Origin of the sequence: Citrobacter sedlakii, assembly GCF_018128425.1 — a bacterium.
GTDB classification, from domain to species: Bacteria; Pseudomonadota; Gammaproteobacteria; order Enterobacterales; family Enterobacteriaceae; genus Citrobacter_A; species Citrobacter_A sedlakii.
This window is the reverse complement of record NZ_CP071070.1, coordinates 3,639,106-3,665,122: the sequence shown is the minus strand read 5'-3', so window position 1 is coordinate 3,665,122 and position 26,017 is coordinate 3,639,106. Positions and strand designations below refer to the sequence as shown.

The 26,017-nt window shown below is 54.5% G+C and carries 23 protein-coding genes; 15 read left to right on the top strand and 8 right to left on the bottom strand.

Going from position 1 to position 26,017, the window contains the following annotated elements; genetic code table 11:
* Positions 1-11: 11 nt before the first annotated feature.
* Positions 12-1,292, bottom strand: a complete 1,281-nt coding sequence (hemL, locus tag JY391_RS17555) for a glutamate-1-semialdehyde 2,1-aminomutase (protein ID WP_042289910.1) — start codon at positions 1,290-1,292, stop codon at positions 12-14.
* 168 nt (positions 1,293-1,460) lie between these two features.
* Here hemL and clcA point away from each other — a divergent pair, with 168 nt between their 5' ends.
* The 3 genes from clcA to erpA are packed head-to-tail and all read left to right on the top strand — an operon-like array spanning position 1,461 to position 3,308.
* Positions 1,461-2,882: a H(+)/Cl(-) exchange transporter ClcA gene (clcA, locus tag JY391_RS17550; RefSeq protein WP_211934740.1), complete on the top strand. Its 1,422-nt coding sequence runs from the start codon at positions 1,461-1,463 to the stop codon at positions 2,880-2,882.
* A 34-nt stretch (positions 2,883-2,916) separates the two neighbouring features.
* Entirely contained in the window at positions 2,917-2,967 is a 51-nt protein-coding gene (gene yadW, locus JY391_RS24000) for a small protein YadW (protein ID WP_350396263.1), read from the top strand.
* Complete coding sequence (gene erpA, locus JY391_RS17545) at positions 2,964-3,308, top strand: iron-sulfur cluster insertion protein ErpA (RefSeq protein ID WP_012904541.1); 345 nt, start codon at positions 2,964-2,966, stop codon at positions 3,306-3,308. The genes yadW and erpA overlap by 4 nt, the downstream gene beginning before the upstream one ends.
* A gap of 120 nt (positions 3,309-3,428) precedes the next feature.
* On the opposite strand, the gene JY391_RS17540 is transcribed toward erpA, so the two are convergent.
* Genes JY391_RS17540 through mtnN form a run of 3 tightly spaced genes read right to left on the bottom strand, consistent with a single transcriptional unit; the run spans position 3,429 to position 5,581 of the window.
* Positions 3,429-4,052 carry a TRIC cation channel family protein gene (locus JY391_RS17540; protein ID WP_042289905.1) on the bottom strand — a complete coding sequence of 208 codons (624 nt, stop codon included), beginning with the start codon at positions 4,050-4,052 and terminating at the stop codon, positions 3,429-3,431.
* A gap of 37 nt (positions 4,053-4,089) precedes the next feature.
* Entirely contained in the window at positions 4,090-4,890 is an 801-nt protein-coding gene (gene btuF / locus JY391_RS17535) for a vitamin B12 ABC transporter substrate-binding protein BtuF (protein WP_211934739.1), read from the bottom strand.
* Complete coding sequence (gene mtnN, locus JY391_RS17530; RefSeq protein ID WP_042289900.1) at positions 4,883-5,581, bottom strand: 5'-methylthioadenosine/S-adenosylhomocysteine nucleosidase; 699 nt, start codon at positions 5,579-5,581, stop codon at positions 4,883-4,885. Before mtnN ends, btuF begins: the two co-directional genes overlap by 8 nt.
* Before the next feature lie 80 nt (positions 5,582-5,661).
* Between mtnN and dgt the strand changes: the two genes are divergently transcribed.
* From dgt to cdaR, 3 genes are all read left to right on the top strand, one after another.
* Positions 5,662-7,179: a dGTPase gene (gene dgt / locus JY391_RS17525; protein WP_211934738.1), complete on the top strand. Its 1,518-nt coding sequence runs from the start codon at positions 5,662-5,664 to the stop codon at positions 7,177-7,179.
* Between the two features lie 129 nt (positions 7,180-7,308).
* Positions 7,309-8,730 carry a serine endoprotease DegP gene (gene degP, locus JY391_RS17520; protein WP_042289896.1) on the top strand — a complete coding sequence of 474 codons (1,422 nt, stop codon included), beginning with the start codon at positions 7,309-7,311 and terminating at the stop codon, positions 8,728-8,730.
* 147 nt (positions 8,731-8,877) lie between these two features.
* Complete coding sequence (cdaR, locus tag JY391_RS17515) at positions 8,878-10,035, top strand: DNA-binding transcriptional regulator CdaR (protein ID WP_042289894.1); 1,158 nt, start codon at positions 8,878-8,880, stop codon at positions 10,033-10,035.
* Positions 10,036-10,124: 89 nt separating this feature from the next.
* Here cdaR and JY391_RS17510 read toward each other — a convergent pair whose 3' ends face one another.
* The 4 genes from JY391_RS17510 to map form a co-directional block, all read right to left on the bottom strand.
* Positions 10,125-10,511 (bottom strand): DUF3461 family protein, encoded by a 387-nt coding sequence (locus JY391_RS17510; protein WP_042289892.1) that lies wholly within the window; start codon positions 10,509-10,511, stop codon positions 10,125-10,127.
* Positions 10,512-10,620: 109 nt separating this feature from the next.
* Complete coding sequence (dapD, locus tag JY391_RS17505) at positions 10,621-11,445, bottom strand: 2,3,4,5-tetrahydropyridine-2,6-dicarboxylate N-succinyltransferase (RefSeq protein WP_042289888.1); 825 nt, start codon at positions 11,443-11,445, stop codon at positions 10,621-10,623.
* A 31-nt stretch (positions 11,446-11,476) separates the two neighbouring features.
* A complete protein-coding gene (gene glnD / locus JY391_RS17500; RefSeq protein ID WP_181821940.1) occupies positions 11,477-14,149 on the bottom strand; it encodes a bifunctional uridylyltransferase/uridylyl-removing protein GlnD in 2,673 nt (890 codons plus the stop codon).
* 106 nt (positions 14,150-14,255) lie between these two features.
* The gene (map, locus tag JY391_RS17495) at positions 14,256-15,050 is read right to left on the bottom strand and encodes a type I methionyl aminopeptidase (protein ID WP_042289882.1); all 795 of its coding nucleotides are present in this window, start codon (positions 15,048-15,050) and stop codon (positions 14,256-14,258) included.
* Positions 15,051-15,372: 322 nt separating this feature from the next.
* Between map and rpsB the strand changes: the two genes are divergently transcribed.
* From rpsB to bamA, 9 genes are all read left to right on the top strand, one after another.
* Entirely contained in the window at positions 15,373-16,098 is a 726-nt protein-coding gene (gene rpsB / locus JY391_RS17490) for a 30S ribosomal protein S2 (RefSeq protein ID WP_012904553.1), read from the top strand.
* Between the two features lie 138 nt (positions 16,099-16,236).
* Complete coding sequence (tsf, locus tag JY391_RS17485; protein ID WP_042289878.1) at positions 16,237-17,088, top strand: translation elongation factor Ts; 852 nt, start codon at positions 16,237-16,239, stop codon at positions 17,086-17,088.
* Positions 17,089-17,240: 152 nt separating this feature from the next.
* Complete coding sequence (gene pyrH, locus JY391_RS17480; protein WP_042289874.1) at positions 17,241-17,966, top strand: UMP kinase; 726 nt, start codon at positions 17,241-17,243, stop codon at positions 17,964-17,966.
* 333 nt (positions 17,967-18,299) lie between these two features.
* Positions 18,300-18,857 carry a ribosome recycling factor gene (gene frr / locus JY391_RS17475; RefSeq protein ID WP_042289871.1) on the top strand — a complete coding sequence of 186 codons (558 nt, stop codon included), beginning with the start codon at positions 18,300-18,302 and terminating at the stop codon, positions 18,855-18,857.
* 103 nt (positions 18,858-18,960) lie between these two features.
* Positions 18,961-20,157 (top strand): 1-deoxy-D-xylulose-5-phosphate reductoisomerase, encoded by a 1,197-nt coding sequence (gene ispC / locus JY391_RS17470; RefSeq protein ID WP_211934737.1) that lies wholly within the window; start codon positions 18,961-18,963, stop codon positions 20,155-20,157.
* Positions 20,158-20,463: 306 nt separating this feature from the next.
* Positions 20,464-21,222 carry a (2E,6E)-farnesyl-diphosphate-specific ditrans,polycis-undecaprenyl-diphosphate synthase gene (ispU, locus tag JY391_RS17465; protein WP_042289866.1) on the top strand — a complete coding sequence of 253 codons (759 nt, stop codon included), beginning with the start codon at positions 20,464-20,466 and terminating at the stop codon, positions 21,220-21,222.
* A 12-nt stretch (positions 21,223-21,234) separates the two neighbouring features.
* On the top strand, positions 21,235-22,092 hold the full coding sequence (cdsA, locus tag JY391_RS17460; RefSeq protein WP_211934736.1) for a phosphatidate cytidylyltransferase: 858 nt from the start codon (positions 21,235-21,237) through the stop codon (positions 22,090-22,092).
* Between the two features lie 11 nt (positions 22,093-22,103).
* Positions 22,104-23,456, top strand: a complete 1,353-nt coding sequence (gene rseP / locus JY391_RS17455; protein WP_042289862.1) for a sigma E protease regulator RseP — start codon at positions 22,104-22,106, stop codon at positions 23,454-23,456.
* A gap of 31 nt (positions 23,457-23,487) precedes the next feature.
* Positions 23,488-25,917, top strand: coding sequence for an outer membrane protein assembly factor BamA (gene bamA, locus JY391_RS17450; protein ID WP_042289859.1), 2,430 nt, complete (start codon positions 23,488-23,490; stop codon positions 25,915-25,917).
* Positions 25,918-26,017 lie beyond the last annotated feature (100 nt).

Genomic DNA, 26,017 nt, shown 5'->3' with positions numbered 1-26,017 from the left:
CCTTCTCGTTATTACAGCTTTGCAAACACCCGACGCGCGGCGTCGATAGTGTTGTTGATGTCGTCCATGCTGTGTGCAATAGACATAAAGCCCGCCTCAAACGCCGACGGCGCCAGGTACACGCCTTCTTCCAGCATCAGGTGGAAGAAACGCTTAAAGCGTTCTACGTCGCATGCCATCACGTCCTGATAGCAGGTGACCGTTTTCGCATCGGTAAAGAATAGGCCGAACATGCCGCCGACATGGTTTACTACCAGTGGAATACCCGTTTCCTGTGCGGCTGCCAGCAGACCTTCGGCGAGACGGGTCGTCAGTTCGCCCAGCGTGTCATGGACCCCCGGCTGGGCCACTTCGTTCAGACAGGCAAACCCTGCCGCCATCGCAATTGGGTTTCCGGACAGCGTCCCTGCCTGATACACCGGACCGGTTGGCGCCAGCGCATCCATCACTTCGCGACGGCCGCCGAAGGCGCCCACTGGCATACCGCCGCCAATGATTTTGCCCAGACAGGTCAGATCCGGCGTTACGCCGTAATAGTCCTGCGCGCCCGCCAGCGCGACGCGGAAGCCGGTCATGACTTCATCAATGATCAGCAATGCGCCAAATTCATCGCACAGGGCGCGCAGACCCGGCAGGAAGTCCGGCAGCGGCGGGATGCAGTTCATGTTGCCCGCGACCGGCTCAACGATGATGCAGGCGATCTCCTGCGGGAACTGCTCAAACGCGGCGCGGACGGAATCCAGATCGTTATAGGTGCAGGTTAACGTGTGTTTGGCGAAATCCGCCGGCACGCCTGGCGAGTTTGGCTGACCCAGCGTCAGCGCGCCGGAGCCGGCTTTCACCAGCAGACAGTCGGCGTGGCCGTGGTAGCAGCCTTCGAATTTAATGATTTTATCGCGCCCGGTAAAACCGCGCGCCAGACGAATGGCGCTCATGGTCGCTTCGGTACCGGAGTTTACCATGCGCACCATGTCCATCGTCGGCACCAGCTCCGTCACCAGCGCCGCCATTTTCACTTCCATTTCGGTTGGCGCGCCGAAGCTTAAGCCACGCCCGGCGGCTTCGATCACCGCATTACGGATGGCCGGGTGGTTGTGTCCCAGCACCATCGGTCCCCAGGAGCCGACGTAATCGATATAGGCTTTACCATCGACATCGTACAGATACGCGCCGTCAGCTTTTTCGATAAACAGCGGAGTGCCACCCACGCCAGTAAAGGCGCGAACAGGAGAGTTAACGCCGCCGGGGATGAGCTCACGCGCCGCGCTATAGAGGTTTTCAGACTTACTCATGGATGGATTCCTGGTTCGTAGAAAAAGTGAATGCCCGCTATTCTAATTATTCAGAGAAGGTTATGAAAGTTTTGCGCATTTGAAACATCACGATTTGCAGGGGATTTTCCGGCGAGAGGCGAGTACAATGCCGCCTCTGCATTTGTATTACCAATTAATGATCATCTGATGAAGACAGAAACTCCCTCTTTTGAAGCACAGCAAATCGTGCGCTTGCGGCGCCGGGATCAAATCCTTCGATTGCTTGAGCGGGACAAAACGCCACTGGCGATCTTATTGATGGCGGCGGTGGTTGGCACGGTGACCGGCCTGGTCGGCGTGGCGTTCGAAAAAGCGGTGACCTGGGTGCAGAACATGCGTATCAGCACGCTGGTCAGCGTTGCCGATCACGCGTTTCTCGTCTGGCCGTTGGCATTTGTGCTTTCCGCTCTGCTCGCCATGGTGGGCTATTTTCTGGTGCGCAAATTCGCGCCGGAAGCCGGTGGTTCCGGGATCCCGGAGATCGAAGGCGCGCTGGAAGAGCTGCGTCCGGTGCGCTGGTGGCGCGTGCTGCCAGTGAAATTTATCGGCGGGATGGGGACGCTGGGGGCCGGTATGGTGCTGGGACGCGAAGGGCCAACGGTCCAGATCGGCGGCAACATTGGCCGGATGGTGCTGGATATTTTTCGTATGCGCAGCGCCGAAGCTCGCCATACGCTGCTGGCTACCGGGGCGGCAGCCGGTCTTTCCGCGGCGTTTAATGCGCCGCTGGCGGGCATTTTGTTTATCATCGAAGAGATGCGTCCGCAGTTTCGCTATAACCTGATTTCCATTAAGGCTGTGTTCACGGGCGTGATTATGTCGAGCATTGTCTTTCGCGTGGTCAATGGCGAAGCACCGATTATCGAGGTCGGTAAACTGTCTAACGCGCCGGTGAATACGCTGTGGCTCTATCTGATCCTCGGTATGATTTTTGGCTGCGTGGGGCCGCTGTTTAATAGATTGGTGCTGCGTACGCAGGATATGTTCCAGCGCTTTCACGGCGGCAATATCACCAAATGGGTGCTGATGGGCGGCGCGATTGGCGGACTGTGCGGTATTCTCGGGTTGATTGAACCCGAAGCGGCAGGCGGCGGGTTTAATCTGATCCCCATCGCTGCGGCGGGCAATTTTAGCGTCGGGTTGCTGTTGTTTATCTTTGTCGCCAGGGTAATCACTACGCTGCTTTGTTTCTCCTCCGGCGCGCCGGGTGGAATCTTCGCCCCGATGCTGGCGCTCGGCACGCTGCTGGGAACCGCGTTCGGCATGGCGGCGGCGGCCTTCTTTCCGCACTATCAGCTGGAAGCAGGCACTTTTGCTATCGCCGGCATGGGGGCGCTGATGGCGGCGTCGGTACGCGCGCCGCTGACCGGCATCGTGCTGGTGCTGGAAATGACCGACAATTACCAGCTCATTTTGCCAATGATTATTACCTGTCTCGGCGCAACATTATTGGCGCAATTCCTCGGCGGAAAACCGCTATACTCCACCATTCTTGCCCGCACCCTGGCGAAGCAGGAAGCGGAACAGGCGGCAAAAAGCCAGACGGCGGCCGCTGGCGAGAATACTTGAATGAAATACCAGGGTATTAGATAATGATTTTCGTATTGGGTCAGAATTTGCCCAATTGCCGATGTCGTTTGGAGCAAAAATATGAGTGATGACGTAGCGCTGCCACTGCAATTTACTGAAGCAGCAGCCAATAAAGTGAAAAGCCTGATCGCTGACGAAGATAACCCGAATCTGAAGCTGCGCGTGTATATTACCGGTGGTGGTTGCAGCGGCTTCCAGTATGGTTTTACCTTTGACGATCAGGTCAACGAAGGTGATATGACCATCGAGAAACAGGGGGTGGGTCTGGTGGTTGATCCGATGAGCCTGCAATATCTGGTTGGCGGCTCCGTGGATTACACTGAAGGTCTGGAAGGGTCACGCTTCGTCGTAACCAACCCGAATGCGAAAAGCACCTGCGGGTGTGGTTCTTCGTTCAGTATTTGATCAGTTGCCGGTTGTCCCGCCGGTTAACCGTTCTACAGGCCCGGTAAGCGTAACGCCGCCGGGCGATGTCCCGGATGGCGGCTAACGTTTTATCCGGCCTGCGCTTCTCGCCCCGATGCCTTAACGCCCATTCTCATCTAATGCAAACGTCGGCAGCTTCAGATGCCAGCGGATCGCCGCCAGGCGAATGAATAATGTCACGATCATCCCCATCATACTTGCCGTTTCCAGCGGGATCGCAAAAGTATAAAACGCGGTGGCGTGAACAATTCCGCCAATAATGCAGGCTGTGGCGTAAATCTCAGTCCGCAAAATCATCGGGATTTCACGCGCCAGCACGTCGCGGATAATCCCGCCGCCGACGCCGGTGATCACGCCCATACAGATTGCGACCAACGGACCGGTGCCGGCAATAAACGCTTTATTGACGCCAATCCCGACGAATACCGCCAGACCGACGGCGTCGAGTACCGGCAGCATCCATTTGGGCAAGCGCCTGGGCTGGCGCACCAACAATATCGTCAGCATACTGGTGACCATCGCCACCACCAGATCGGTTGGATCTTTCACCCAAAACACCGGCCCGTTATCCAGCGCCATATCACGGATCGTTCCACCGCCGACGGCTGTCACGACGCCCAGAACCAGTACGCCGAACGGGTCCATGCGCAATTTTCCAGCCAGCAATACGCCAGAGATAGCAAATACCGCGGTACCGACAATATCCAGCCAATAGACGAGCATCACGTTATCCTCAAGACCAGCCGTGCTGTGACGGGTTTTACTTCACCTGTGAAAGCGCACTACAGAGTTGTTTTGCGGCGAGGATAATACGCGGGCTGGCGCGTTCAAACCAGTCACTGGTTAAAGGAATAACCGGAATAGTGAGCTGATCGCCCCAGTATCGCTGAATTTTGCGGGTTTCATCCGCATCGCCTGCCACCACGATCGCCTGCGGCGCGCGCGCCAGCACCTGTTCACGGCTTATCTGCGGCCAGGGAACCCGGCTATTGGCAAAGATATTTTCTCCGCCACACAGCTCCAGCACCTGGTTTTGAATCGATCCTTTTGCGCTGGTAAACGGCGGATTGATGCCAAACTGGAGAAAGACGCGTTTTTTAGCTTTCGCCGCGTTCGCCGCTTTTAGTTGATGATAGTCGTCCAGCAGGCTTTGTGCGGCGCGTTGCGCTTTTTCCGGCTCCGGGCTCCAGGCGGCTAATTTTTTCAGCGTGTCGGCAATTTGTTCGATGGTGACGGCATCCACCCACATCACCTGGATCCCTAACGAGGTGAGCTGATTAACCTGTCGTTCCGCATTGCCGCCGCGCCACGCGATAACCAGATCGGGTTTCAGCGCCACAATGCGTTCCAGATTCATGCCCTGCCAGGTGGACACTTGTTCAATATTCTTTGCTGCTGGCGGATAGTCGGAATAGCTGCTGACGCCGACGGGGGTGATGCCTGCGGCAAAGGCGAGTTCGGTATTGGCGGGAGAAAGGGAAATCACGCGCGGTGCGGCTGACAGCCACACCGGCAGCAGAATCAGCAGGGCGACCAACGCCCTGAAGAATGCGTTAACCATGCGCCAGTTTCTGCACCAGCGTTTCGACCATCAGGCTGGACTGTTTGGCCGCGACGGCCAGGAATTCGTCAAAGCTCAGGTGCGACTGCTGGTCTGCGACGTCAGAAATAGCGCGAACCACCACAAACGGAACTTTAAAGTTATGGCAGACGTGCGCGATCGCGGTAGCTTCCATTTCAACAGCAACCGCCTGCGGGAAGTTATGGCGGATTTTCGCCAGCCCTACGGAGCCGTTAATGAAGGCGTCGCCGCTGACAATCAGCCCGCGAACCGCGTTCAGGTTTAACGCCGCAATGCAGGATTCCGCCGCCGCGATCAGCGTTTCGTCGGCTTTAAACCCTGCCGGACAGCCCGGAAGCTGACCGAATTCATAGCCGAAGGCGGTAACATCGGCGTCATGATAGCGTGCTTCATCAGACACCACGATGTCGCCCACTTTTAACGTTGGCGCCAGACCGCCTGCGGAACCGGTATTAATAATCACGTCCGGCTTGCAGTGTTCAAGAAGCAGCGTCGCGCCCAGCGCTGCAGCCACTTTACCAATGCCGGATTTCAGCAGCGCAACGTCGGTGCCGTTTAACTGACCGGTGTAGATTTCACAACCGCCCAGGCTGAACGTTTGACGGTTTTCGATTTTGTCACGCAGCAGCGTAACTTCTTCTTCCATTGCACCAATGATGCCGATTTTCATAGATTTACTCGCGCCAGGTGAGATTTAAAGGCATAGTCTATCATGCGCTTAACGGGAAGTGCATGTTCATGGGGGAGGAGATGGCTCAGATTGATTTCCGCAAAAAAATAAACTGGCATCGTCGTTACCGCTCACCTCAGGGGGTGAAGACTGAGCATGAGATCCTGCGCATCTTTGAGAGTGACCGTGGGCGCATTATTAACTCTCCGGCGATCCGCCGTTTGCAGCAAAAGACGCAGGTTTTTCCGCTGGAGCGCAACGCGGCGGTGCGCACCCGTCTTACCCATTCGCTGGAAGTGCAGCAGGTGGGACGCTATATCGCCAAAGAAGTGCTGAGCCGTCTTAAGGAACTGCAACTGCTGGCGCATTACGGGCTGGACGAACTGACCGGTCCCTTCGAAAGCATTGTCGAAATGTCCTGCCTGATGCACGACATTGGGAATCCGCCGTTCGGTCATTTTGGCGAAGCGGCAATCAACGACTGGTTTCGCCAGCGTCTGCATCCGGCAGATGCCGAAAGCCAACCGCTGACAGAAGACCGCTGTATTGTCGCCGCGCTGCGCCTGAGCGAAGGGGAGGAGTCCCTGAATGACATCCGGCGCAAAGTCCGCCAGGATTTATGCCATTTCGAAGGCAATGCGCAGGGGATACGTCTGGTGCATACCTTAATGCGCATGAACCTGACCTGGGCGCAGGTGGGCGGGATTTTAAAATATACCCGTCCGGCATGGTGGCGGGGGGAAACGCCTACGACGCATCATTATTTAATGAAAAAACCGGGCTACTATCTTTCTGAAGAGTCCTATATTGCAAGGTTACGTCAGGAACTTGATCTCGCGCTTTACAGTCGCTTTCCATTAACCTGGATCATGGAAGCCGCTGACGATATTTCTTATTGCGTGGCCGATCTTGAGGACGCCGTAGAGAAAAGAATTTTCAGCGTAGAGCAGTTGTATCACCATTTGCACGAGGCCTGGGGCGACCACGAAAAAGGCTCTCTGTTTGCGCAGGTGGTGGAAAATGCGTGGGACAAATCCCGCGCAAATACGCTGAGTCGGAGTACGGAAGATCAATTCTTTATGTATTTGCGGGTGAACACGCTAAATAAGCTGGTGCCTTATGCCGCGCAGCGTTTTATTGATAATCTTGAGCAGATCTTTGAGGGCACCTTTAATCAGGCGTTACTGGAAGATGGCAGCAGCGTTAGCCGTTTGCTTAAGCTCTATAAAAATGTCGCCATAAAACATGTGTTTAGCCACCCCGACGTGGAACAACTCGAGCTGCAGGGGTATCGCGTTATCAGTGGTTTATTAGACATTTACCGGCCTTTATTAAGTCTTCCATTAGCAGACTTCAGCGAGCTGGTGGAAAAAGAGCGGCTGATACGCTTTCCGATAGAATCCAGATTATTTCAGAAACTCTCCACTCGTCATCGACTGGCGTACATTGAAGCCGTCAGTAAATTAGCGTCAGATTCCCCCGAGTATCCGGTGCTGGAATATTATTACCGTTGCCGTCTGATCCAGGATTATATCAGCGGCATGACAGACCTCTACGCGTGGGATGAATATCGACGGCTCATGGCGGTCGAGCAATAAAGCAACTTTTGTAAAGACGGACAATAAATTTTTACTTTTTCCATAAACTTTTGTCCGGAACTTAGCGCTATAAAATGAATCTGACGTACACAGCAATTTTGCGTTATCTGTTAATCGAGATTGATACACATGAAAAAAACCACATTAGCAATGAGTGCACTGGCTCTGAGTTTAGGTTTGGCGTTATCTCCGCTTTCTGCCACGGCTGCTGAAACCGCCTCAGCAACGACCGCTCAGCAGATGCCAAGTCTGGCGCCGATGCTCGAAAAAGTGATGCCATCGGTGGTCAGCATTAACGTTGAAGGTAGCACAACCGTAAATACGCCGCGTATGCCGCGTAATTTCCAGCAGTTCTTTGGTGATGACTCCCCGTTCTGCCAGGAGGGTTCTCCGTTCCAGAGTTCCCCGTTCTGTCAGGGAGGCCCGGGGGGTAACGGCGGCCAGCAACAAAAATTCATGGCGCTGGGTTCTGGCGTCATCATTGATGCCGCGAAAGGCTATGTCGTCACCAACAACCACGTGGTGGACAACGCCACGGTAATCAAAGTACAGCTGAGCGATGGCCGTAAATTCGACGCCAAAATTGTCGGCAAAGATCCGCGCTCTGACATCGCGCTGATCCAAATCCAGGATCCGAAAAACCTGACGGCGATTAAACTGGCTGACTCCGACGCGCTGCGTGTCGGCGACTACACGGTGGCCATCGGTAACCCGTTTGGTCTGGGCGAAACCGTCACTTCCGGTATCGTCTCGGCGCTGGGCCGTAGCGGTCTGAACGCGCAAAACTATGAAAACTTTATCCAGACCGACGCGGCGATCAACCGCGGTAACTCTGGTGGCGCGCTGGTTAACCTTAATGGTGAACTGATCGGTATCAACACCGCTATCCTTGCGCCGGACGGCGGCAACATTGGTATCGGCTTCGCCATCCCAAGCAACATGGTGAAAAACCTCACATCCCAGATGGTGGAATTCGGTCAGGTGAAACGCGGCGAGCTGGGCATTATGGGGACCGAACTGAACTCTGAGCTGGCGAAGGCGATGAAAGTCGACGCACAGCGCGGCGCGTTCGTCAGCCAGGTGATGCCAAACTCTTCGGCGGCGAAAGCGGGCATTAAAGCCGGGGATGTTATTACCTCCCTGAACGGCAAGCCCATCAGCAGCTTTGCCGCGCTGCGCGCGCAGGTCGGCACCATGCCGGTTGGCAGCAAGCTCACCCTCGGCCTGTTGCGTGACGGCAAGCCGGTGACCGTGAATCTGGAACTGCAGCAGAGCAGCCAGAATCAGGTGGATTCCAGCTCTATTTTCAGCGGCATTGAGGGCGCTGAAATGAGCAACAAAGGCAAGGATCAAGGCGTGGTGGTGAATAACGTGAAAGCGAATTCTCCAGCGGCGCAGATTGGCCTGAAGAAAGGAGACGTGATTGTTGGCGCTAACCAGCAGGCGGTGAAAAACATCGCTGAGCTGCGCAAGATCCTCGACAGCAAGCCGTCTGTCCTCGCGCTGAATATTCAGCGTGGAGATAGCTCCATCTATTTGCTGATGCAGTAATCTCCCCACCCCCTTCCCGAACAGGGAAGGGGGCTCTTTTTGTGATACCCCCCACAACTCCATACTTCTTTGCTTCGCTTTGTGCATTTGCACAATGCTGCGATTAGTCATCTTCCTTATGCTTGAGCTCTGCTCACAGGAGGGTTTATGGCTGGCTGGCATCTTGATACCAAAATGGCGCAGGATATCGTGGCGCGGACGATGCGCATCATTGATACCAATATCAACGTAATGGATGCCCGCGGGCGGATTATCGGCAGCGGCGATCGTGAGCGTATTGGTGAATTGCACGAAGGCGCGCTGCTGGTGCTCTCTCAGGGACGCGTGGTTGATATTGACGACGCGGTGGCGCGGCACTTACACGGTGTGCGTCAGGGGATCAACCTGCCGTTGCGTCTGGAAGGGGAGATCGTTGGCGTGATCGGTCTGACCGGCGAGCCGGAGCACCTGCGCAAATATGGCGAGCTGGTATGCATGACGGCAGAAATGATGCTGGAGCAGTCACGTCTGATGCACCTGCTGGCGCAGGACAGCCGTCTGCGTGAGGAACTGGTGATGAACCTGATTCAGGCGGAAGAAAACACCCCGGCGCTGACCGAGTGGGCGCAGCGTCTGGGCATCGATCTCAATCAGCCGCGCGTGGTGGCGGTGGTGGAAGTCGACAGCGGACAGCTTGGCGTCGACAGCGCCATGGCGGAACTGCAGCAATTGCAAAATGCGCTGACCACCCCCGAGCGCAATAACCTGATCGCGATTGTCTCGCTGACCGAAATGGTGGTGTTAAAACCGGCGCTGAATCAGTTTGGCCGCTGGGATGCAGAAGATCACCGCAGGCGCGTTGAGCAGCTTATTTCGCGGATGAAAGAGAATGGGCAACTGCGTTTTCGCGTCGCGTTGGGCAACTACTTTACCGGCCCCGGCAGTATCGCCCGCTCATACCGTACCGCCCGCACTACCATGATGGTCGGCAAGCAGCGCATGCCGGACAGCCGCAGTTATTTTTATCAGGATTTAATGTTGCCGGTGCTGCTCGACAGTCTGCGCGGCGGTTGGCAGGCTAACGAGCTGGCGCGCCCTTTAGCGCGACTGAAGGCAATGGATAATAACGGCCTGTTGCGCCGAACGCTGGCGGCGTGGTTCCGTCATAATGTGCAGCCGCTGGCAACGTCAAAGGCGCTGTTTATTCATCGTAATACGCTGGAGTACCGACTGAACCGTATTTCAGAGCTGACCGGGCTGGATCTGGGGAATTTTGACGACAGATTGTTATTGTATGTGGCGCTACAACTTGATGAACAACGGTAATTTTTGCCTGATGGCGCAGCACTGAACGGGCCTACAAAGGACAGGGGGGCGTAGGCTGGACGTGGGCGGCGCCATCTGGCAACAATCGCTTACTTACGCGTCAATTTTTCCAGATCGGCCTCAATTTCGGTGATCTTATTCGCGACCACGCTTTCCAGATGGCGTAAGTCGTCAAGGATCTTGCGCTTCAGATCGACTTCGGTGCGATCGCGCTGGCAGATCTGATCCAGCTCGTCGATAACATAGCGCAGGTTGGGGCTGATCTCCTGCACCTCTTTGTAACCCTGCCCAATACCGTCGGCGACCACGGTTTTACGTTGCCGTGGGTATTTAAACTTCACGCTCTTGGCAAAGAATTCGCCTTTATCCTTCTGGAAATAGATTTTCAGGATATCGTTGTTGGCTTCTTGCCGCAGGCTGTAACGATCGATTTCTTCAGGATTGGTAATGCCCAGACTTTTCAGATTGTCGTACATAGCGGTACCCTTAATCTCAACATAACCTATGAATAATTAACGAAAAGCCCCGTTTCCGCCACTTCAGGCGATAAAAAAAGCGGGCTATGCCCGCTTTTTCAAATCATTGTCAGTCGATGGTACGTAACAACTCATTGATGCCGACCTTGCCGCGCGTTTTGGCATCGACTTTTTTCACAATCACCGCGCAGTAAAGACTGTATTTGCCATCTTTCGACGGCAGGTTGCCAGAAACAACAACAGAACCTGCCGGAACGCGGCCATAATGCACTTCGCCGGTTTCACGATCATAAATACGGGTGCTCTGGCCGATGTAAACGCCCATCGAAATCACGGAACCTTCTTCCACGATCACGCCTTCCACGACTTCTGAACGCGCGCCGATAAAGCAGTTATCTTCGATGATGGTCGGGTTCGCCTGCAGCGGCTCCAGTACGCCGCCGATGCCGACGCCGCCGGAGAGATGAACGTTTTTACCGATCTGCGCGCAGGAGCCGACGGTCGCCCAGGTATCAACCATCGTACCTTCATCAACATAGGCGCCGATATTAACGTAAGACGGCATCAGCACGGTGTTACGGGCAATGAACGCCCCCTGGCGCACCGCCGCAGGTGGCACCACGCGGAAGCCTTCTTTCTGAAAACGTGCTTCGTCATAGTCAGCAAATTTCATCGGCACTTTATCGAAGTAGCGACTTTCCGCGCCGTCGATAACCTGGTTATCGTTAATACGGAAAGAGAGCAGTACCGCTTTCTTCAGCCACTGGTGCGTTACCCACTGGCCGTCGATTTTTTCTGCAACACGCAGTGCGCCGGAATCCAGCAGGGAAATCACCTGATTCACCGCTTCACGGGTCACGGTATCTACATTCGCCGGCGTGATCTCGGCACGGCGCTCAAAAGCGGTCTCAATAACGTTCTGTAACTGCTGCATTGGTAAACTCTTTCCCTAATAAAAAAACACACTACCCTTTATCGTTTGGATTGAGGGCCTCTGTCAACCGTTGATGCACTTCCTGCTGGAGCGCATTATTAAGGGCACGCCGGTCCGCGGTGGCGATTATGAATAAATCTTCTACTCGCTCGCCAATGGTTGTAATTCGGGCGCCGTGAAGCGAAATTCCCAGATCGGCAAAAATTTGCCCGACCCGCGCCAGCAGTCCGGGCTGGTCGAGCGCAATCAGTTCGAGGAACGATTTCCGGTCAGTGTGCGTCGGCAAAAACGTCACTTCGGTATCCACGGTAAAGTGACGCAATTTAGCCGGCTGGCGACGCGGCTGCGGCGGTTGCCAACTGCGCTGGGTGATCGCCTGTTCCAGCCCTGAGCGGATCGCTTCATGTCGATCCGATGACAGCGGGCTGCCATCCGGCTCCAGGACGATAAACGTATCCATCGCCATGCCGTCGCGGGTGGTGAAGATCTGCGCATCGTGGACGCTGAGATTACGCCTGTCCAGTTCAGCGCAGACGGCGGCAAACAGGTAAGGGCGGTCCGGACTCCAGATAAAAATTTCCGTTCCGCCGCGCGTCGCCTGCGGACTGAGCAAAATCAGCGGCTTGTTCAGGTCGTGCTGAAGCAGATGTCGCGCGTGCCAGGCCAGTTGATTTGGGCTGTGACGGACAAAATAGTTGGCGCGACAGCGCGACCAGATATGGTGCAGCGCCTCTTCATCAATATTGTCCATCCGTAATAGCGCCAGCGCCTGAAGCTGATGATGGCGTACGCGCTCGCGCATATCTGGCGTATTCTGCATGCCGCGGCGCAGCTGTTTCTCTGTGGCGAAGTACAGTTCGCGCAGCAGGCTTTGCTTCCAGCTATTCCACAGCGTTTCGTTGGTGGCGCATATGTCGGCTACTGTCAGGCAGACGAGAAAGCGCAAGCGGTGCTCCGTCTGTACTTCTTCGGCAAACTGCTTGATCACCTCCGGGTCCTGAATATCGCGGCGCTGGGCGGTAACTGACATCAGCAGATGTTGCCGTACCAGCCAGGCCACCAGTTGGGTTTCCCGCGAGTTCAGGCCATGCAGCTCGGCGAATTTGAGCACGTCCTGCGCGCCCAGCACGGAGTGGTCGCCGCCGCGTCCTTTGGCGATGTCGTGGAACAGAGCGGCGATCAGGATCAGCTCCGGCTGACGCAGACGGGGCCAGAGATCCACACACAGCGGGTGGCGCTGGCGGGTCTCTTCTTTGGCGAAGCTTTCCAGCTTCAGCATCACGCGAATGGTGTGTTCATCCACTGTGTAAGCGTGGAACAGATCGAACTGCATCTGTCCGACAATGTGCGACCACTGGGGCATATAGGCCCACAGCACGCTATGGCGGTGCATGGGCAGCAGGCCGCGGCTGACCGCGCCAGGGTGACGCAGCATGCTGAGAAACAGCGAACGCGCTTCCGGGATGTAGCACAGCGGCTGGTTCAGATGACGTCGGGCGTGGCGCAGATGGCGCAGGGTGGTGGAGTAGATCCCGGTGATCGCGCTATTGCGCACCATGGTATAGAACATCCGCAGGATCGCTTCCGGCTCGCGGATAAACAGATCGTCGTGACGCAGGTCGATCAGCGTGCCGCGCAGTTGAAAGTCATCGTCGATCGGGCGGGGTTTTTCGTCCGCCGGCAAGGCGAGGATGGCTTCGTCAAACAACTGGAGCAGCATCTGGTTCAGTTCGCTGACCCGCCGCGTCACCCGGAAGAAATCCTTCATCATTTGCTCGACCGGCTCGTTGCCTTCGCCACGGTAGTTGAGACGCTGGGCGACGCTAAGCTGGCGGTCAAACAACAGACGGTTGTCGTAACGGGGCACCACCAGATGCAGCGCAAAGCGGATCCGCCAGAGTATGTGCAGGCACTCGTTTAACTCCGCGCGTTCGGCCTGGGTCAAAAAGCCAAAACCGACCATCTCATCAAGGGAGGTGGCGCCAAAGTGACGGCGGGCGACCCACTGTAGCGTATGGATGTCGCGCAGGCCGCCGGGGCTGCTTTTGATATCCGGCTCGAGATTATAGCTGGTGCCGTGATAGCGCTGGTGGCGCTGGTTCTGTTCTTCGACTTTGGCGGCGTAGAACGTGTCGGACGGCCAGAAGCCTTCGCTGAAAATGTGTTTTTGCAGCTCAAGGAACAGCGCCACGTCGCCAATCAGCAGCCGGGTTTCGATCAGGTTGGTGGCGACGGTCAGATCCGACAGCCCTTCCAGCAGACACTCTTCAAGCGTACGTACGCTGTGACCGACCTCCAGCTTTACGTCCCACAGCAGCGTCAGCAGTTCACCCACTTTCTGCGCCTGGTCATCGGGTAATTTTTTGCGGCTTAAGATCAGCAGATCGATGTCGGAAAGCGGATGCAGTTCGCCGCGACCGTAGCCGCCGACGGCGACCAGCGCCAGATCGGCAATCTGCCCGAATCCCGCGTCAATCCACAACCGTTGCAGCAGTTGATCAATAAACTCGGTGCGGGCTTCGATCAACTGCTCGGCGGAGATCCCGCTGTCAAACGCGTCGCCCAGCCACTGCTGGAAGGTATCGATGTGGGACTTTATCCCGCTGACGGTGAGTTCGTCACGCGACCAACTGCCTGGGTTCTGCGGCTGGCCGGGAAGGGTGGGAAGTGCGGTATTCGCGTGCTGTTCAGGAAGAGTATTCATTATGCGCCACCCATTAAAAAGCCGGATGTCGGCGAAACGCCTTATCCGGCCCAGGGAACACTGCAATTTCCAGGCCTGATAAGCGACAGCGCCATCAGGCAATCAGTTATTCGTCGTGCGTAATGACCGCCGGGATGGTGTCATCCTTGCGTAAGGTCAGAATTTCGCAGCCGTTTTCGGTTACTACAATAGTGTGCTCATACTGTGCAGACAAGCTTCTGTCTTTGGTTTTTACCGTCCAGCCATCCTTCATGGTGCGGATGCGGTAATCACCGGCATTCAGCATTGGCTCAATGGTGAACGTCATGCCCGGTTGCAGCACCACGCCGCCGTCGTCCGCATCATAATGCAGTACCTGCGGTTCTTCATGGAAGCCGCGGCCAATACCGTGTCCGCAGTATTCGCGCACCACAGAGAAGCCTTCGCCTTCCGCGTATTTCTGAATCGCCGCGCCCAGGGCGCGCAGACGGATGCCCGGTTTTACCATACGCAGGGCCAGATACAGGCTCTCCTGCGTGACGCGGCACAGACGCTCGCCCAGGATAGTCGGCTTGCCGACGATAAACATTTTTGAGGTGTCGCCGTGGTATTCGTCTTTGATGACGGTGACGTCAATGTTGACGATATCGCCGTCTTTCAACAGCTTGGCATCGTCCGGGATCCCGTGGCATACCACTTCATTAATAGAGATGCAGACGGATTTCGGATAACCATGGTAACCGAGGCAGGCGGAAATCGCGTGCTGCTCGTTGACGATGTAGTCGTTACAAAGACGATCCAGTTCGCCCGTGCTGACGCCCGGTTTGATATGCGGTTCGATCATCTCCAGCACTTCTGCGGCCAGACGGCCCGCGACGCGCATTTTTTCGATTTCTTCAGGAGTCTTAATTGAGATAGCCATGTAATCTGTCCATCGGTGTCGATTTTTTCGACAATACTAGTGTAAGTATTGTCAATGGTATCAGTCAGGCGCACCCCGTGCCAAATTGAGAATCATTAACAGCACACTCAGCCAACAATTATTGGTGTCGGCGGCGTATTTGTGGTATAAAGCGCGCCGGACTTCCGTTCCATTCGAGACTACACAAGATGGACGGAAGCGACATATCTCACTTTGTGTAACAACACACACGTATCGGCACATATTCCGGGGTGCCCTTTGGGGTCGGTAATATGGGATACGTGGAGGCATAACCCCAACTTTATCTATAGAGGTTTTAATCATGGCAACTGTTTCCATGCGCGACATGCTCAAGGCTGGTGTTCACTTCGGTCACCAGACCCGTTACTGGAACCCGAAAATGAAGCCGTTCATCTTCGGTGCGCGTAACAAAGTTCACATCATCAACCTTGAGAAAACGGTACCGATGTTCAACGAAGCGCTGGCTGAGCTGAACAAGATTGCTTCTCGTAAAGGTAAAATCCTTTTCGTTGGTACTAAACGCGCTGCAAGCGAAGCGGTGAAAGAAGCTGCTAACAGCTGCGATCAGTTCTTCGTGAACCATCGCTGGCTGGGCGGTATGCTGACTAACTGGAAAACCGTTCGTCAGTCCATCAAACGTCTGAAAGACCTGGAAACTCAGTCTCAGGACGGTACTTTCGAAAAGCTGACCAAGAAAGAAGCGCTGATGCGTACGCGTGAGCTTGAGAAACTGGAAAACAGCCTGGGCGGTATCAAAGACATGGGCGGTCTGCCGGACGCGCTGTTCGTTATCGATGCCGACCACGAGCACATTGCTATCAAAGAAGCAAACAACCTGGGTATTCCGGTATTTGCCATCGTTGATACCAACTCTGATCCGGACGGTGTTGACTTCGTTATCCCGGGTAACGACGACGCAATCCGTGCTGTTAGCCTGTACCTGGGCGCTGTCGCTGCAACCGTTCGTGAAGGCCGTTCTCAGGATCTGGCTTCCCAGGCGGAAGAAAGCTTCGTAGAAGCTGAATAATAAGGAACGCTCGTTCGAGCCCCTTTTTGGACCAGGTAGTATCACGTTTGGTTAGGGGGCCTATCAATGGCCCCCTTTTTCACTTTTAAATCTGTGCGGTTTGACGCCGGGCAGATCAAATCTTCCGAGGATTTTAGAATGGCTGAAATTACCGCATCCCTGGTAAAAGAGCTGCGTGAGCGTACTGGCGCAGGCATGATGGATTGCAAAAAAGCACTGACTGAAGCGAATGGCGACATCGAGCTGGCAATCGAAAACATGCGTAAGTCCGGTGCGATCAAAGCAGCGAAAAAAGCAGGCAACGTTGCTGCTGACGGCGTAATCAAAACCAAAATCGAAGGCAATATCGCGTTCATTCTGGAAGTTAACTGCCAGACTGACTTCGTTGCGAAAGACGGCGGTTTCCAGGCTTTCGCTGACAAAGTTCTGGACGCAGCGGTTGCGGGTAAAATCACTGACGTTGAAGTACTGAAAGCGCAGTTCGAAGAAGAGCGCGTTGCGCTGGTTGCGAAAATCGGCGAGAACATCAACATCCGCCGTATCGCTTCCCTGGAAGGCGACGTTCTGGGTAGCTACCAGCACGGTGCGCGCATCGGTGTTCTGGTTGCCGCGAAAGGCGCTGACGAAGAACTGGTTAAGCAGCTGGCAATGCATGTTGCGGCAAGCAAGCCGGAATTCGTTAAGCCGGAAGACGTGTCTGCTGAAGTGGTAGAGAAAGAATACCAGGTACAGCTGGACATCGCCATGCAGTCTGGCAAACCGAAAGAAATCGCAGAGAAAATGGTTGAAGGCCGCATGAAGAAATTCACCGGCGAAGTTTCTCTGACTGGCCAGCCTTTCGTTATGGATCCGAGCAAGTCTGTTGGTCAGCTGCTGAAAGAGCACAACGCTGACGTGACTGGCTTCATCCGCTTCGAAGTGGGCGAAGGCATCGAAAAAGTTGAGACTGACTTCGCAGCAGAAGTTGCTGCAATGTCCAAGCAGTCTTAATGATTGAAAAGGAGCCGCCTGAGGGCGGCTTCTTTTTGTCACCCGTCACGCAAAATCAGTATGGCTCTTATTTCGTTGTACTGAGAAGCGACATATCATTGTCGCCAGAATTTACCCCCTTTTTAAATCGTTGACAGTCTCAGGAAAGAAACATGGCTACCAATGCAAAACCCGTCTATAAACGTATTCTGCTTAAGTTGAGTGGCGAAGCTCTGCAGGGTTCGGAAGGCTTCGGTATTGACGCAAGCATACTGGATCGTATGGCTCAGGAAATCAAAGAACTGGTTGAACTGGGGATTCAGGTTGGTGTGGTTATTGGTGGCGGTAACCTGTTCCGTGGCGCAGGTCTGGCGAAAGCGGGAATGAACCGCGTTGTGGGCGACCACATGGGCATGCTGGCCACCGTGATGAACGGCCTGGCGATGCGCGATGCGCTCCATCGCGCCTATGTGAACGCTCGCCTGATGTCGGCGATTCCGCTTAACGGCGTGTGCGACAACTACAGCTGGGCGGAAGCGATCAGCCTGCTGCGTAATAACCGCGTGGTGATCCTCTCTGCCGGGACCGGTAACCCGTTCTTTACTACCGACTCTGCAGCCTGCCTGCGCGGTATTGAAATTGAAGCGGACGTTGTCCTGAAAGCAACCAAGGTGGATGGTGTATTCACCGCCGATCCGGCAAAAGATCCGTCGGCCACCATGTACGAGCAGCTGACCTACAGCGAAGTGCTGGAAAAAGAGCTAAAAGTGATGGATCTGGCGGCGTTTACGCTGGCGCGTGACCACAAATTGCCGATTCGCGTGTTCAACATGAACAAGCCGGGCGCGCTGCGTCGTGTGGTCATGGGTGAGAAAGAAGGGACGTTAATCACGGAGTAATTCCCGTGTTACACTTCATCTTTCAGGCTGTCTCTGCGTTGGCTGCCTTTGCTCACCCCAGTCACTTACATGTGTAAGCTGCTGGGAATAAATGAGGGGCATCCTTGTCCCTCACTGAAGGACGCCTGCGGCTGTTCAAATTTGTTCCTGACAAATTTGTCGTTCAGCTGCCGTCTTGATACAACCTGAATGATTTTGTGCAGAAATCGCGGTAAGATTTTGCGTCAGTATCGCGGGATTACCCGTAATATTTTAATCAGGGCTATACTAAGCGCATTTCCACTATGTGCAATTGTCTGGTCTGACTGAGACTAGTTTCCAAGGATTCGTAACGTGATTAGCGATATCAGAAAAGATGCTGAAGTACGCATGGACAAATGCGTTGAAGCATTCAAAACCCAAATCAGCAAAATTCGCACGGGTCGTGCTTCTCCCAGCCTGCTGGATGGCATTGTTGTGGAATATTACGGTACGCCGACGCCGCTGCGTCAGCTGGCAAGCGTAACGGTAGAAGATTCCCGTACCCTGAAAATCAACGTATTTGACCGTTCTCTGAGCCCGGCCGTTGAAAAAGCGATCATGGCGTCTGACCTCGGTCTGAACCCAAGTTCTGCCGGCAGCGATATCCGTGTTCCACTGCCGCCGCTGACTGAAGAACGTCGTAAAGACCTGACGAAAATCGTGCGTGGCGAAGCGGAGCAGGCTCGCGTTGCCGTGCGTAACGTGCGTCGTGACGCTAACGATAAAGTCAAGGCGCTGCTGAAAGACAAAGAGATCAGCGAAGATGATGACCGTCGTTCTCAGGACGATATTCAGAAACTGACCGATGCCGCTATCAAGAAAGTGGAAGCGGCGCTGGCAGACAAAGAAGCGGAACTGATGCAGTTCTGATTCACCGGTACGACGAAAACGCCGCTCAGAAGATCTTTTGGATCGGCTGGCGGCGTTTTGCTTTTTACCTTTTACCCTGTCTCACTTTCAGACTGGACGTTCAATGAAGCACATAACCCTTCTGGGCTCGACCGGCTCTATTGGTTGCAGCACGCTTGACGTGGTGCGCCAGAACCCTGACGACTTTCGCGTTGTCGCGCTGGTGGCAGGTAAAAATGTCACCCGTATGGTGGAGCAGTGCCTGGAATTCTCCCCGCATTACGCGGTGATGGATGACGAAGCCAGCGCAGCGCTGCTTAAAGCCACGTTGCAGCAACACGGTTGCCGCACAGAGGTTCTTAGCGGGCAACAGGCAGCCTGTGAGATGGCGGCGCTGGATGACGTGGATCAAGTCATGGCGGCCATTGTGGGCGCAGCAGGGCTGTTGCCGACGCTGGCCGCCATTCGCGCCGGTAAAACCATTCTGCTGGCTAATAAAGAGTCGCTGGTCACCTGCGGACGCCTGTTTATGGATGCGGTAAAGCAAAGTGGCGCACGGCTTTTACCGGTGGACAGCGAGCATAACGCTATTTTTCAGAGTATGCCCCAACCCATTCAACACAATCTGGGATACGCTGACCTTGAGCAAAATGGCGTGATGTCGGTTTTGCTTACCGGGTCTGGTGGCCCGTTTCGGGAAACGCCGCTGCGCGATCTGGCCTCAATGACGCCCGAGCAGGCATGCCGTCACCCGAACTGGTCGATGGGGCGTAAAATTTCCGTCGACTCCGCCACCATGATGAATAAAGGTCTGGAATACATAGAAGCGCGTTGGTTGTTCAACGCCAGTGCCCGCCAGATGGACGTGCTGATTCATCCGCAGTCGGTTATTCACTCAATGGTGCGTTATCAGGACGGCAGCGTTCTGGCGCAACTGGGGGAGCCGGATATGCGTACGCCAATTGCCCATACCATGGCCTGGCCGAATCGCGTGACCTCGGGTGTTAAGCCGCTCGATTTCTGCCAGCTCAGCGCGCTGACTTTTAGCGCGCCGGACTATGAGCGCTATCCGTGCCTGAAACTGGCAATGGAAGCGTTTGAGCAAGGGCAGGCGGCAACCACTGCGTTGAATGCGGCAAACGAAATCGTCGTAGCTGCATTTCTTGCTGAAGAACTTCGCTTTACCGATATTGCCGATCTCAATTTAGCTGTGCTGGAACAGATGGACCTGCAAGAGCCTCAGAGTGTGGATGACGTCCTGCGAGTGGATGCCATTGCGCGAGAAGTCGCCAGAAAACAAGTGACGCGTCTCGCAAGCTGAGGATAATCCGGCTACAGAAGATCGTGCTATTTGTTAGCGTTGGGCTTCAGTGATATAGTCTGCGCCACCTGATCGCAGGTATTTGGCTTTTTTCGGTCAGGCAAGCCGTGGTTTGACACGGCTTTTTTGTGGATACGCAAAATCATTCAGGTTGCATCAGGGCGGCGAGTGGATGCGTTCCCGGGCGCGTACAGCGGTACGTGACGCGGGACAGCAAGCTGACAAGAGGCAGCCTGAAAGATGAAGTGTAAAAGGCTTCTGTATTCCTGAGTACCGCTAAATCCTTTCAGGGACTAAAAACGCGTTATGTTGTCTGCAACTCAACCAGTAAGCGAAAATTTGCCAGCACATGGCTGTCGTCATGTCGCGATCATTATGGATGGCAATGGTCGCTGGGCAAAAAAGCAAGGGAAGATACGGGCATTCGGGCATAAGGCCGGAGCGAAATCCGTCCGCCGGGCCGTCTCTTTTGCTGCCAACAACGGTATTGATGCGTTAACGCTGTATGCCTTTAGTAGTGAAAACTGGAACCGACCAGCGCAGGAAGTTAGCGCGTTAATGGAGCTGTTTGTGTGGGCGCTTGACAGCGAAGTCAAAAGCCTGCACCGCCATAACGTCCGCCTGCGCATCATTGGCGATACCAGTCGATTTAACTCGCGTTTGCAGGAACGTATTCGTAAATCGGAAGCGCTAACTGCCCAGAATACCGGGCTGACGCTGAACATTGCGGCGAATTACGGCGGACGTTGGGATATTGTCCAGGGAGTCAGAAAACTGGCGGAACAGGTGCAGGACGGTGTACTGCGCCCGGAACAGATTGATGAAGAAATGCTCAACCAACAAATCTGTATGCATGAGCTGGCTCCTGTGGATTTAGTAATTAGGACTGGGGGAGAGCATAGAATAAGTAACTTTTTGCTTTGGCAAATTGCCTACGCCGAACTTTACTTTACTGATGTGCTCTGGCCCGATTTCGATGAACAAGACTTTGAAGGTGCGCTGCATGCCTTTGCTAATCGAGAGCGTCGTTTCGGCGGCACCGAGCCCGGTGATGACAAAGCCTGATGGGGGTCGCTTTTGCTGAAGTATCGCCTGATTTCTGCTTTTGTTTTAATACCCGTGGTCATCGCGGCGCTGTTTCTGCTGCCGCCGGTGGGGTTCGCTATTGTTACGCTGCTGGTGTGTATGCTGGCTGCGTGGGAATGGGGACAGTTAAGCGGTTTTGCCACTCGCACGCAACGCGTATGGCTGGCGGTACTGTGCGGGCTGTTACTCGCGCTAATGCTGTTTTTACTGCCGGAATACCATCATAATATTCACCAGCCGCTGGTCGAGGTCTCACTTTGGGCGTCGTTAGGCTGGTGGATCGTTGCTTTACTCCTGGTGTTTTTCTATCCCGGTTCAGCGGCGATCTGGCGTAATTCGAAGACATTACGCATAATTTTCGGCGTGTTGACTATCGTTCCCTTTTTCTGGGGCATGCTGGCGCTTCGCGCCTGGCATTATGACGATAATCATTACAGTGGCGCGATATGGCTACTCTATGTCATGATCCTCGTTTGGGGCGCGGACTCCGGGGCGTATATGTTTGGCAAACTGTTTGGCAAACATAAGCTGGCGCCGAAGGTGTCGCCAGGGAAAACCTGGCAGGGCTTTTTTGGCGGTCTCGCGACAGCAGCGGTAATCTCCTGGGGTTACAGCATGTGGGCGAACCTGGACGTTGCGCCGGTCACCTTGTTAATTTGCTCTATTATTGCCGCGCTGGCCTCTGTGCTGGGCGATCTTACTGAGAGCATGTTCAAGCGTGAAGCAGGAATTAAAGACAGCGGTCATTTGATTCCAGGACACGGTGGTGTTCTGGACCGTATTGATAGCCTGACGGCGGCAGTACCGGTCTTTGCGTGCCTGTTGTTACTGGTATTCAAAACGCTTTAACGGAAGGTTTTATGCTGAGTATTCTCTGGAATCTGGCTGCATTCATTGTTGCACTGGGCGTGCTTATCACCGTGCATGAATTTGGTCATTTCTGGGTTGCACGGCGTTGCGGTGTCCGTGTAGAGCGCTTTTCCATTGGCTTTGGTAAAGCGCTTTGGCGCCGTACCGACAGGTCTGGTACTGAATATGTTATCGCCCTTATCCCGCTGGGCGGTTACGTCAAAATGCTGGATGAGCGCGCTGAGCCGGTGATTCCGGAACTGCGCCACCACGCGTTCAACAACAAAACCGTAGGTCAGCGTGCGGCAATTATCGCCGCCGGCCCGGTTGCTAATTTCCTTTTTGCCATCTTCGCTTACTGGCTGGTGTTTATCATCGGCGTCCCTGGCGTTCGTCCGGTGGTTGGTGAAATAACCCCCAACTCGATTGCCGCCGACGCGCAAATTGCGCCGGGAACGGAACTTAAAGCCATTGACGGTATCGAAACCCCTGATTGGGATGCGGTGCGTTTACAGTTGGTCGCGAAAATCGGCGACGAGCAGACGACGCTCAGCGTCGCGCCTTTTGGCAGTAACCAGCGTCAGGAGAAAACGCTGGATTTGCGTCATTGGGCATTTGAGCCAGACAAGGAAGATCCTGTATCTTCTTTGGGGATTCGACCGCGCGGGCCTCAGATCGAACCGGTGCTGTCAGAAGTGCAGGCGCAGTCCGCGGCAAGTAAAGCGGGTTTGCAAGCTGGCGACAGGATCGTTAAAGTCGATGGTCAACCGTTAACGCAATGGATGAATTTCGTGACGCTTGTGCGCGATAATCCCGGTAAGCCGTTAGCGCTGGAAATTGAAAGGCAGGGGAGTGCCTTGTCTTTGACGTTAATTCCGGATACCAAATCGGGTAACGGAAAGGCGGAAGGTTTTGCCGGCGTTGTGCCGAAAATCATTCCTCTGCCGGATGAGTACAAGACAGTACGCCAGTATGGGCCGTTTAGCGCCATCGCACAGGCCACGGATAAAACGTGGCAGTTGATGAAGCTGACGGTCAGTATGCTGGGAAAATTGATAACCGGTGATGTGAAACTGAACAACCTCAGTGGGCCGATTTCTATCGCTCAGGGGGCTGGGATGTCAGCGGAGTTCGGGGTGATATATTACCTGATGTTCCTTGCGCTTATCAGCGTGAACCTCGGGATAATCAACCTGTTTCCGCTGCCCGTTCTTGACGGGGGGCATCTGCTGTTCCTGGCGATTGAAAAGCTTAAGGGCGGGCCGGTATCCGAGCGGGTTCAAGACTTTAGTTATCGCATTGGCTCGATTTTGCTGGTGCTGTTAATGGGGCTTGCACTTTTCAATGATTTCTCTCGGTTGTAAGAGAGTTAGTTAGGAAGAACGCATAATAACGATGGCGATGAAAAAGTTGCTCATAGCGTCGCTGCTGTTTAGCAGCGCCACCGTATACGGTGCTGAAGGGTTCGTAGTGAAGGACATTCATTTCGAAGGCCTGCAGCGTGTCGCCGTTGGTGCGGCCCTCCTCAGTATGCCGGTGCGCACAGGCGACACGGTTAATGATGAAGATATCAGTAATACCATTCGCGCTCTGTTTGCCACCGGCAACTTTGAGGACGTCCGCGTCCTTCGTGATGGTGATACCCTTCTGGTTCAGGTAAAAGAACGCCCGACTATTGCCAGCATCACGTTCTCCGGTAACAAATCGGTGAAAGACGATATGCTGAAGCAAAACCTCGAGGCGTCTGGCGTGCGTGTCGGCGAATCTCTGGATCGCACCACCATTGCCGATATCGAAAAAGGGCTGGAAGACTTCTACTACAGTGTCGGTAAATACAGCGCCAGCGTTAAAGCGGTGGTGACTCCGCTGCCGCGTAACCGTGTTGACCTGAAACTGGTCTTCCAGGAAGGCGTGTCCGCGAAGATCCAGCAGATCAACATCGTTGGCAACCATGCTTTCAGTACCAACGAACTGATCTCTCACTTCCAGTTGCGCGACGAAGTGCCGTGGTGGAACGTGGTTGGCGATCGCAAATACCAGAAACAGAAACTGGCGGGCGACTTAGAGACCCTGCGCAGCTACTATCTGGATCGCGGCTACGCGCGCTTCAACATTGACTCTACTCAGGTCAGCCTGACGCCGGACAAGAAAGGCATTTATATCACCGTTAACGTCACGGAAGGCGATCAGTACAAGCTTTCTGGCGTGCAGGTGAGCGGTAACCTGGCGGGTCACTCTGCTGAGATCGAAAGCCTGACCAAAATCGAGCCGGGCGAGCTGTATAACGGCACCAAAGTGACCAAAATGGAAGATGACATTAAAAAGCTTCTTGGTCGCTATGGTTACGCCTATCCACGCGTTCAGTCTCAGCCGGAAATCAACGATACGGATAAAACCGTTAACCTGCGCGTCAACGTTGATGCGGGTAACCGTTTCTACGTACGTAAGATCCGTTTTGAAGGCAATGACACCTCTAAAGATGCCGTTCTGCGTCGTGAAATGCGTCAGATGGAAGGGGCATGGCTGGGCAGCGATCTGGTCGACCAGGGTAAAGAACGTCTGAACCGTTTAGGTTACTTCGAAACCGTCGATACTGACACCCAGCGCGTTCCGGGTAGCCCGGACCAGGTGGACGTGGTCTACAAGGTGAAAGAGCGTAACACCGGTAGCTTCAACTTCGGTATCGGTTACGGTACAGAAAGCGGCGTCAGCTTCCAGGCGGGCGTACAGCAGGATAACTGGTTGGGTACCGGTTATGCGGTAGGGATCAATGGTACGAAGAACGACTACCAGACCTATACCGAACTGTCTGTGACCAACCCGTACTTCACCGTTGACGGCGTAAGTCTCGGCGGTCGCGTGTTCTATAACGATTTCCAGGCGGATGACGCCGATCTGTCCGACTATACCAACAAGAGCTACGGTACGGACGTGACGCTGGGCTTCCCGGTGAATGAATACAACACGCTGCGCGCGGGCCTCGGTTATGTGCATAACAAACTGTCCAACATGCAGCCGCAGGTCGCCATGTGGCGTTATCTGAACTCGATGGGGGAAAACCCGGATCCGACGAACGATCGCAACAGCTTCGCCGCGGATGACTTCACCTTTAACTACGGCTGGACGTATAACAAGCTCGACCGTGGCTTCTTCCCGACGGAAGGTACGCGTATCAACCTGAACGGTAAAGTGACCATTCCGGGTTCTGATAACGAATACTACAAAGCGACGCTGGACACCGCGACTTATGTGCCGATCGACGACGACCACAAATGGGTTGTGCTGGGTCGTACGCGTTGGGGTTACGGTGATGGTATCGGCGGCAAAGAGATGCCGTTCTATGAAAACTTCTATGCGGGCGGCTCCAGCACCGTACGTGGTTTCCAGTCGAACACCATCGGTCCGAAAGCGGTCTATCTGCCAGCCAGCAGCCGTCATGATGGCGATGATGACTACGATAACGAATGTGCAAGCACCAACACGGCACCGTGTGAATCCGATGACGCAGTGGGCGGTAACGCAATGGCTGTCGCCAGCCTTGAGTTCATTACCCCAACGCCGTTTATCAGCGATAAATACGCGAACTCGGTACGTACCTCCTTCTTCTGGGATATGGGTACCGTTTGGGATACAAACTGGGATTCCAGCCGTTTCTCAGGCTATCCTGATTACAGCGATCCGAGCAATATCCGTATGTCCGCTGGTATCGCATTACAATGGATGTCCCCATTGGGGCCGTTGGTATTCTCCTACGCCCAGCCGTTTAAAAAGTACGATGGAGACAAAGCAGAACAGTTCCAGTTTAACATTGGTAAAACCTGGTAACGGTTCTTCACAAGGGAATGTAATGGTAGTGTAGCGATGACTTTAGGCGATCTTGCATGGGGTCGCCTGGCCACGCAAAGAACTGCACCTTCGGGTGCAA

Bases quoted from the DNA above. Each gene is read 5' to 3' on its own strand.
- ispU (WP_042289866.1), top strand. From the start codon at position 20,464: ATGTTGTCTGCAACTCAACCAGTAAGCGAAAATTTGCCAGCACATGGC.
- glnD (WP_181821940.1), bottom strand. From the start codon at position 14,149: ATGAATACTCTTCCTGAACAGCACGCGAATACCGCACTTCCCACCCTT.
- map (WP_042289882.1), bottom strand. From the start codon at position 15,050: ATGGCTATCTCAATTAAGACTCCTGAAGAAATCGAAAAAATGCGCGTC.
- dgt (WP_211934738.1), top strand. From the start codon at position 5,662: ATGGCTCAGATTGATTTCCGCAAAAAAATAAACTGGCATCGTCGTTAC.
- rpsB (WP_012904553.1), top strand. From the start codon at position 15,373: ATGGCAACTGTTTCCATGCGCGACATGCTCAAGGCTGGTGTTCACTTC.
- cdaR (WP_042289894.1), top strand. From the start codon at position 8,878: ATGGCTGGCTGGCATCTTGATACCAAAATGGCGCAGGATATCGTGGCG.
- dapD (WP_042289888.1), bottom strand. From the start codon at position 11,445: ATGCAGCAGTTACAGAACGTTATTGAGACCGCTTTTGAGCGCCGTGCC.
- JY391_RS17540 (WP_042289905.1), bottom strand. From the start codon at position 4,052: ATGCTCGTCTATTGGCTGGATATTGTCGGTACCGCGGTATTTGCTATC.
- erpA (WP_012904541.1), top strand. From the start codon at position 2,964: ATGAGTGATGACGTAGCGCTGCCACTGCAATTTACTGAAGCAGCAGCC.
- ispC (WP_211934737.1), top strand. From the start codon at position 18,961: ATGAAGCACATAACCCTTCTGGGCTCGACCGGCTCTATTGGTTGCAGC.
- tsf (WP_042289878.1), top strand. From the start codon at position 16,237: ATGGCTGAAATTACCGCATCCCTGGTAAAAGAGCTGCGTGAGCGTACT.
- mtnN (WP_042289900.1), bottom strand. From the start codon at position 5,581: ATGAAAATCGGCATCATTGGTGCAATGGAAGAAGAAGTTACGCTGCTG.
- pyrH (WP_042289874.1), top strand. From the start codon at position 17,241: ATGGCTACCAATGCAAAACCCGTCTATAAACGTATTCTGCTTAAGTTG.
- clcA (WP_211934740.1), top strand. From the start codon at position 1,461: ATGAAGACAGAAACTCCCTCTTTTGAAGCACAGCAAATCGTGCGCTTG.
- degP (WP_042289896.1), top strand. From the start codon at position 7,309: ATGAAAAAAACCACATTAGCAATGAGTGCACTGGCTCTGAGTTTAGGT.
- hemL (WP_042289910.1), bottom strand. From the start codon at position 1,292: ATGAGTAAGTCTGAAAACCTCTATAGCGCGGCGCGTGAGCTCATCCCC.
- rseP (WP_042289862.1), top strand. From the start codon at position 22,104: ATGCTGAGTATTCTCTGGAATCTGGCTGCATTCATTGTTGCACTGGGC.
- JY391_RS17510 (WP_042289892.1), bottom strand. From the start codon at position 10,511: ATGTACGACAATCTGAAAAGTCTGGGCATTACCAATCCTGAAGAAATC.
- btuF (WP_211934739.1), bottom strand. From the start codon at position 4,890: ATGGTTAACGCATTCTTCAGGGCGTTGGTCGCCCTGCTGATTCTGCTG.
- bamA (WP_042289859.1), top strand. From the start codon at position 23,488: ATGGCGATGAAAAAGTTGCTCATAGCGTCGCTGCTGTTTAGCAGCGCC.